The 7,544-nt window shown below is 57.7% G+C and carries 5 protein-coding genes, 1 tRNA gene, 2 rRNA genes and 1 pseudogene (1 of these 9 running past the window's edge); 5 read left to right on the top strand and 4 right to left on the bottom strand.

Going from position 1 to position 7,544, the window contains the following annotated elements; all coding sequences use genetic code 11:
* The 4 genes from E4191_RS10205 to E4191_RS10190 all read left to right on the top strand — a co-directional run.
* Positions 1 to 1,247: ribosomal RNA gene (locus E4191_RS10205) — 23S ribosomal RNA — on the top strand; it begins 1,590 nt to the left of the window's first position.
* A 117-nt stretch (positions 1,248 to 1,364) separates the two neighbouring features.
* A 5S ribosomal RNA gene (gene rrf / locus E4191_RS10200) occupies positions 1,365 to 1,479 on the top strand.
* A 59-nt stretch (positions 1,480 to 1,538) separates the two neighbouring features.
* Positions 1,539 to 1,615 (top strand) — tRNA-Met (locus tag E4191_RS10195).
* 613 nt (positions 1,616 to 2,228) lie between these two features.
* Entirely contained in the window at positions 2,229 to 3,656 is a 1,428-nt protein-coding gene (locus E4191_RS10190) for a mechanosensitive ion channel family protein (RefSeq protein ID WP_135313318.1), read from the top strand.
* Positions 3,657 to 4,263: 607 nt separating this feature from the next.
* Here the strand turns inward: E4191_RS10190 and E4191_RS10175 are convergent.
* Positions 4,264 to 4,542: pseudogene (locus E4191_RS10175) on the bottom strand (YcbK family protein); the annotation flags it as partial.
* Positions 4,543 to 4,612: 70 nt separating this feature from the next.
* Here E4191_RS10175 and E4191_RS10170 point away from each other — a divergent pair.
* Positions 4,613 to 4,930 (top strand): hypothetical protein, encoded by a 318-nt coding sequence (locus E4191_RS10170; protein WP_135313316.1) that lies wholly within the window; start codon positions 4,613 to 4,615, stop codon positions 4,928 to 4,930.
* On the opposite strand, the gene E4191_RS10165 is transcribed toward E4191_RS10170, so the two are convergent.
* From E4191_RS10165 to E4191_RS10155, 3 genes are all read right to left on the bottom strand, one after another.
* On the bottom strand, positions 4,922 to 5,326 hold the full coding sequence (locus tag E4191_RS10165; protein ID WP_135313315.1) for a response regulator: 405 nt from the start codon (positions 5,324 to 5,326) through the stop codon (positions 4,922 to 4,924). The genes E4191_RS10170 and E4191_RS10165 overlap by 9 nt on opposite strands.
* A complete protein-coding gene (locus E4191_RS10160; RefSeq protein ID WP_135313314.1) occupies positions 5,323 to 6,915 on the bottom strand; it encodes a sensor histidine kinase in 1,593 nt (530 codons plus the stop codon). Before E4191_RS10160 ends, E4191_RS10165 begins: the two co-directional genes overlap by 4 nt.
* A 175-nt stretch (positions 6,916 to 7,090) precedes the next feature.
* Positions 7,091 to 7,312: a hypothetical protein gene (locus E4191_RS10155; protein ID WP_135313313.1), complete on the bottom strand. Its 222-nt coding sequence runs from the start codon at positions 7,310 to 7,312 to the stop codon at positions 7,091 to 7,093.
* Positions 7,313 to 7,544: the final 232 nt, after the last annotated feature.

The raw sequence follows: 7,544 nt of genomic DNA, 5'->3' as shown, positions 1-7,544 counted from the left end.
CACAGGTGGACTGGTAGAGAATACCAAGGCGCTTGAGAGAACCACATTTAAGGAACTCGGCAAAATACCTCCGTAAGTTCGCGAGAAGGAGGCCCGGTTTTTACGCAAGTGAAGGCCGGGGGCACAAACCAGGGGGTGGCGACTGTTTACTAAAAACACAGGGCTCTGCGAAGCCGTAAGGCGACGTATAGGGTCTGACGCCTGCCCGGTGCCGGAAGGTTAAAAGGAGATGTGCAAGCATTGAATTGAAGCCCCGGTAAACGGCGGCCGTAACTATAACGGTCCTAAGGTAGCGAAATTCCTTGTCGGGTAAGTTCCGACCTGCACGAATGGCGTAACGACTTCCCCGCTGTCTCAAATGTGGACTCAGCGAAATTGAATTGTCTGTGAAGATGCAGACTTCCCGCGGTTAGACGGAAAGACCCCATGCACCTTTACTACAACTTCGCACTGGCATCAGGATTGCGATGTGCAGGATAGGCGGTAGGCTTTGAAGCGGGGACGCTAGTCCTCGTGGAGCCATCCTTGAGATACCGCCCTTCGCACTCTTGATGTCTAACCGCGGCCCGTTATCCGGGTCCGGGACCCTGCGTGGTGGGTAGTTTGACTGGGGCGGTCGCCTCCCAAACAGTAACGGAGGCGCGCGAAGGTTGGCTCAGACCGGTCGGAAATCGGTCGTTGAGTGCAATGGCAGAAGCCAGCCTGACTGCAAGACTGACAAGTCGAGCAGAGACGAAAGTCGGCCATAGTGATCCGGTGGTCCCGAGTGGAAGGGCCATCGCTCAACGGATAAAAGGTACGCTGGGGATAACAGGCTGATGATGCCCAAGAGTCCATATCGACGGCATCGTTTGGCACCTCGATGTCGGCTCATCTCATCCTGGGGCTGGAGCAGGTCCCAAGGGTATGGCTGTTCGCCATTTAAAGAGGTACGTGAGCTGGGTTTAGAACGTCGTGAGACAGTTCGGTCCCTATCTGCCGTGGGTGTTGGAGACTTGAGAGGAGCTGCCCCTAGTACGAGAGGACCGGGGTGGACGGACCACTGGTGGACCTGTTGTCGTGCCAACGGCAGTGCAGGGTAGCTATGTCCGGACAGGATAAACGCTGAAGGCATCTAAGCGTGAAGCCCCCCTCAAAACAAGGTCTCCCTTGAGAGCCGTGGAAGACCACCACGTCGATAGGCCGGAGATGTAAGTGCAGCAATGCATTCAGTTGACCGGTACTAATGGCTCGATAGGCTTGATTTGATCCGGTAGAAGCAAGATCCGCGTCCTCGAAAGACGACGCAGACCCCTTCTCCAAAAGGCATCCTTGGACAACTTCACCCTGCGCAAGCAGGGCGACGCTGAGCGTTTCTTTCCTGGTCTGGTGGCCCTAGCGCGAGCAAAACACCCGATCCCATCCCGAACTCGGCCGTTAAGTGCCGCTGCGCCGATGGTACTGCGTCTTAAGACGTGGGAGAGTAGGTCACCGCCAGACCTGGTAAGAAACGCAACATCTCTCCGAACGACGCAAACACCCCAACAGGACAAAAATGGCGCGGGGTAGAGCAGCCCGGTAGCTCGTCAGGCTCATAACCTGAAGGTCATAGGTTCAAATCCTATCCCCGCAACCAAAAATACACGTAATAACAATGCCCTACGCCCCGCCCAACAGCGGGGCTTTCGCATGCCCGCAAAACAACTCAACGCCACATCAACGTTTGGGGAGGCCTCCGGAAAAGTATGGGGGCTTTTGAAATGGACCACGCGAAAGAATTTAACGACGTGCAGATTGCATTTATGAGTAAATGCCTGACGTGTTGCTGGCCGCACGGTGTCTAGTCCGATGAGCGTATCGAGTTTGCATGCGGCCAACCCCTGCAGACCACGGCGTGCAGCAAGCTCTGACGTTGTATGCGCATCCTTCCGGGGTGCCGGCACTACAATGGTACTGACTCCGGCGATGCGCCTGTCCATTTCCGAACGATAGAATATCCTGTTCGTGGCGCGGGCTGTGATGGGGACGGCAAGCTGGTTCAAGACTTGCCCTGCATCGCAGCCTGCCGCTACCTTTGACCTTGATATGCCCAATCTTGCCTCCCCATGCGTTTGGTCGATGGTTCAGCGGTTCGGGCTGACTGTCCTCAGCCCAGTCAGGGATGGCCGGTTGAGACTGGAATGTCGTCTTGTGATGCAGGGGGTCTGCAATGCGGGGCGTTTAGCGATTGCAGAGAGGTCGATCCGGACATGACAGTGCCATTCGAACATGTTCAATCCCTCAGACTACATCTCTGTCACTACCTGGGGGTCGCCGTCGTTGCAAGCTTTGCCCTGTTTCCGGCAAGCGCCCGCGCACAGGACGCCGACGATGTCGCGCCGGCGGAGCAGGCGGTTGCCATCGAACCGGTCGCGCGTGATGACGCGATCGAGAACCGCATCGCCCGCATCCTCGGCGCGGCCGGTTGGTACAGTGAGATCGTGATCGACGTGGACGAGGGCATCGTCTTCATCGACGGCATCGCCGGTTCACAGGAGCAGAAAACCTGGGCGCGCGAACTGGCGGCGCGCACGGAAGGCACGGTGGCTGTCGTCAACCGGCTGGAGGTCCGCGAAGAAATCAGCTGGAACTTCGCCCCAGCTTTTGCCGAACTGGAAGCGGTGGCCCGCCGTGCCGTGGTCACCCTGCCCTTGATTATCCTTGCAGTGGTAATCCTGCCGCTGGCCTGGTGGCTATCGAATGCTATTGCCGCCGGCACGCGCATGTTGCTGGCGCCCCGGGTTGAGCACGATTTCCTCCGCGGCGTGATCGCGCGATCGATTGCCATTCCCGTGCTGCTGTTGGGCGTCTATCTGATCTTGCAGGTGGCGGGGTTGACTGGGCTTGCAGTGTCCCTGCTTGGAGGGGCCGGCGTCATCGGCATCGTTCTGGGTTTTGCCTTCCGCGATATTGCCGAGAACTTTCTCGCAAGTCTCATTCTCAGCATCCGACGCCCGTTCCGGCAGGGCGATGTCATCGGGGTCGTGGAGTTTGAAGGGGTGGTGCAAACGATGAACACCCGGTCGACCGTCCTCCTCACCATTGATGGCAACCACGTCCAGATCCCGAATGCCACGATCTTCAAGAGCACCATCGTCAACTACACCGCCGGGGCGGCGCGGCGCGTAACGGCCGATGTGGGCATCGGCTACGAGGCTTCGATCGGCGAAGTGCAACGTCTGATTGTTGAGGTGCTGCGCGACCATGACGCCATTCTGAGCGACCCACCGCCCACGGTGCTGGTGGACGAGCTTGGTTCGTCCACGATCAAGCTTAAGGCGCATTTCTGGATCGACGGCAAGACGGTCTCCTTGAACCGAGTGAAGTCCTTGGCCTTGCGTCTCATCATGCGGGTTCTGGTGGATAACGGCATATCCATGCCGGATGAAGCCAGAGAGGTCATATTCCCGCAGGGCGTTCCGATGGTGCCTTGGAACCAGGACGCGCGACCTGAAATTTTGGCCAACCCGGCGCCAAGGGCGATCCCCACCCGATCGCAGGACAGCTCAGAGGTTGCTGACGCAGAGGCCACATCGGCAGAAGGCGGTCTTGGTAACGAGATCACCGAACTGCCGGATGATGTGACCCAAGCCACGATCCCCGAAGCTGCGTCGCGCAGCCTGTTGTCAGAAAAATAGAAGTGTCTGCAAGTGACCTGTTACCCAAGGGCAATCGGACCGGGCCACGCCGATGAACAGCAGTTCGGATTTTATCCATCAAGCCAACGGAGGAGAGTGGTTATTTGATCCCGGAACATGTTTCCGCTGCGAAAAATTACCGCAATTGTTTCATAATTAGGTGTTCAGTCCCGGCAACACGTTGGTCCTTATCTCGCCCATGCTTTCACCGGCACGCCCGCGCCTGTTCGCGCATGACGGAGTAATTGCTTAGCATCGCTACCACGACCGCGTTGGCGGGCAAAACCTCGACCTCGTCGGCCGCTCGTGTCTGTTTCGCGGGCGAGTATTCCACCATGGGCGGACAGGGCGGCCATGCATCAGAACCGACCGTCGCGCAGCCGCTCAGCGAGAGCGTTGCGATCAGCGGGACGGCGGCTGGCAGCGTCGAGCATCTGACGTTGGACCATAGGTTCTCTCCGATGTTGAAAGGCGCTCGGCCAGCGCCCGGCGCGCTCACCGGCGCGGCGGAGGTTCAGCACAAACAGTGCAATAGTGAAGGCGGCCAGCAGGACACCCGATGCTTTGCTCACTGCGCCACTAGCGAGACGGGCGGTGATCCGGCCCATCACCTCTGGCCCCGCTTCCAGTCATCGATCCGGGCATGGATCGCGACCGCGATACTGATCAGCGCGACGGCAATGAACACCCAGCGCAGGGTGTCGAGATAGGGCACCAGGGGCAGGATGGCAGATTGGGTTTCGGTCAGGACCTCCTGGGCCACGTCCACACCGGCTGCACCGACAGTGGCGATGCCCGCCGCTCCTCCGCCTTTCAGTGAACGGTTCTCAGACAACACCTCTCGAGCCGGCGCGATATCCGGTGCGAGGGCCGTTGCAAGTATAGGGCTTCTCTATTAATGCGTTTCTGTTTTGACCTGATACGTACCCTGCCGCGTGGAAGTGGTTTCAACACTCATGGCGCCGGAATATGCTGCAGATGTCACCAAGGTCCGCAAAGTCGCACAGTGCGTGAGTTGTCTCAAACGGGCGCGGGTGTTGTCGTTAAATGCCGGTGCCGGTGACGGTGCGCTGCCGAAAGTTCAACAAAACGACGGCGCTCAATCGATCCGCCCTAGAGCGTTTCTGCAGAACCCTGAATTATGGGATTTCAAAAGGGGTCTGATTGTGATCCATCCTCCCAATAAGGCTGAATCGCAAAGTCAGATGAACATGAAGATGACACGAGGCTCTGATGCCACCCCGGGCCTCGTTGTGCTTTTCAGTTCAGGGTGAAACCTGATGGTCGTGCTTCGCGCCATTTTCATCAAGGGCCACGGCACGAAGACGGATGAGGCGGTCTCGCAGCTGCGTCCTGGAAAAGGGTTTTTGAAGTCTCGGACAGTCATCGTATGGCGCGTCGATCTCCGCATATCCAGTGGACAGAAGAAGCGGGATGTCCAGCAGGGTTAGTCGGTCGACGATCGGGTAGCTCTTCTCGTGTCCCAGGTTCACATCGAGCACGGCAAGATCGATCTGCTCCATTTCAATCAGAGCGAGTGCCTTTGACACCGTCGCGGCAGGACCGACAACCTTGCAGCCGAGCTCCTGCAGCATGAACTCGATGTCGAGACAGATCAGCATCTCGTCCTCGACCAAGAGGATGCGGGCATCCTGGAGGATGTTGTTCATGCGGTCATCTCCGGAAGGGGCATGCGGATCTCGCAGATCAAGCCGGCGGGGTCGTGGACGATCTTGACGGCGCCGTCCAACTCGTGGGCCAGGCCACGCTCCAACAGGAGTGTCCCGAAGCCTTTGCTATTGGGTGGCGCGACGGCGGGCCCATCTTTCTCGACCCAAGTGATGCAGAGCGTGTTGTCGCCGATGTCGCGCCACCGGATTTCGATTTTCCCGACATCATTCTTCATCGCACCGTATTTAACCGCATTCGTCGCGAGTTCGTGAATGCCCATGCCAAGGGCGAGCGCCAGCTTTGGTGTCAGCTGGATCGCCTCGCCTTCAAGAAGAACTCTGCCGCTCATGGCGATCTCCCCGAGAAAGGGAAGCAGGCCGGTGGACACGACAGCCTCCAGGCTGACGTCCTTCCAGTTCTTCTCCATGATCAGGCTGTGGCTCTTGGAAAGAGCCAGCAGGCGACCCTCGAAGACGTTCCTGGCGGTGTCAGTTGCCTCTCCGCGGAACGTCTGCGTCGCAATGGAGCGTACAGTGGCAAGCATGTTCTTGACGCGGTGGTTGAGTTCCTGGGCCAGCAGCTTCTGGTGAGCCTCTGACCGCTCACGTTCCGCAATCTGCCGCTGCGCTGCGGTGAACAGGTTGGCGTTGTCGATCGCAATGGAGGCTTGCGCGGCGATCGACGTCACGATCCGCTCACTGCGCTTGCTGAAAATGCCTTGTTCCGCATGTCCGAAGATCAGCGCACCATGGATTTCCCCGGTCCGCGAGATAACGGGCACGGCAAGATAGCTGGTCACGGGCAGATGCCCGGACGGCAGGCCATTGAACGGGAGGTTTAACCCGTAACGCGGGTCACTTCTGACATCGTCGAGCCGGATGGCTGTGCCGCCGACGAAGGTGGGCCCGAAGATTGCCGTGTGCCGAGGCTGAGGGAATGCCGAGAAGGCCTCGCGAGGAGCGCCGGAGAGAGTGTAAAGGTGCATCGCTTCGCCCTCCCTCACCGTATTGTAAAAAAACGCGCCGAATTGCGCGCCGGAAAGCTCGGTGGCGGCGTCGGTGACGGCTTGAACGATCTCTTCAAGATCAAGGGTTCCGGCAAGCATCGATCCTGTCCGGTTCAGCGTCTCCAGCGTCCGTGTTTCCTCCTCGAGGGCTCTGTGGGCCGCGAGCTCCGCGCTGATGTCGCGGACCTCAACCACCGTTCCTACAACCACGCCGTCGCGCTCGAGCGGGCTGGCCGTGTATGCGACGTCGTAGAAGTGGCCGTCCCTGTGGATGAAGACGTCGTGCCCGCGTTGCCTGCAAGACTCGGGGAAGGCGCGATCGATCGGGCAGTCTTCTATTGGGTAATGGCTACCGTCAGGATGGGTGTGGTGGATGAAGTCGTGAAGCGGGCGCCCCTGAAGCTCTTCCAGCTTGTACCCCGTGAGCTCGACGGCAGCCGTGTTCATGTAGATGCAGCGCTGCTTTTCGTCGAGAACAAACAGCGCGCCGCTAGCGTTCTCGCACACCGCCTGGAGCAGACCGATATCGGAAGGTCCATTTGACTCGGTTTCTCTGGAGTTGCTTATGCCGTCGTTCGCCATCTTTATTCGATACTGCCTATGGCTGTTTTAAAGAATGCATTTTAATGAAAATACCAGCCTCGTCGACACTGCTCGAGACTTTGACCCTCAGGTTTGTATCTTCGCCAGCTTTACAGAGCTTAATGGACTATCAACGGCGTCCTGGGTAAGTACCCTCGGGAACTGGGAGGTTCGGTCAGCAGCCAATTTGTGCGGTGGGGCCGGATATACTCAGAGGCAGCTGAGAAAGCTGAGCCGTATTTTCAAAGATAGAATATGCGAACGCTGGAGGCTCTGGAAGGGTAGGTTTCAGTTCAGTAGCACTAAAATAGCGCGCTATATCAAAGCTACCGTCTTCCTTAAAAATAGGGCCGAAAAGGCTCAGTTTTTTAAATAGATCAGCGTTGATGAGTGTCATGATATTCGCCTCAACATAATCAATTTTAGGTTGATCACCCACAGATTGTAGTGGGTTACATACCCCTGTTCCTGCCTGTGTAGTACTGATTCTTGCACAAATTATCATTTATTATAGGGCATAGTTTGTAAGTTACTGCGCTCGAGAAATAATTTGCACGATGTGCATCGACGACTTTATTATGTATAACGCAACCATGACGCGAAACGAACCCCCGACGCCGTTCGGATGG

The sequence above is a fragment of the Paracoccus liaowanqingii genome (assembly GCF_004683865.2).
Classification (GTDB): domain Bacteria; phylum Pseudomonadota; class Alphaproteobacteria; order Rhodobacterales; family Rhodobacteraceae; genus Paracoccus; species Paracoccus liaowanqingii.
Note: the sequence above shows the minus strand (reverse complement) of the source record. Positions and strands in the feature narration are given on the sequence as shown.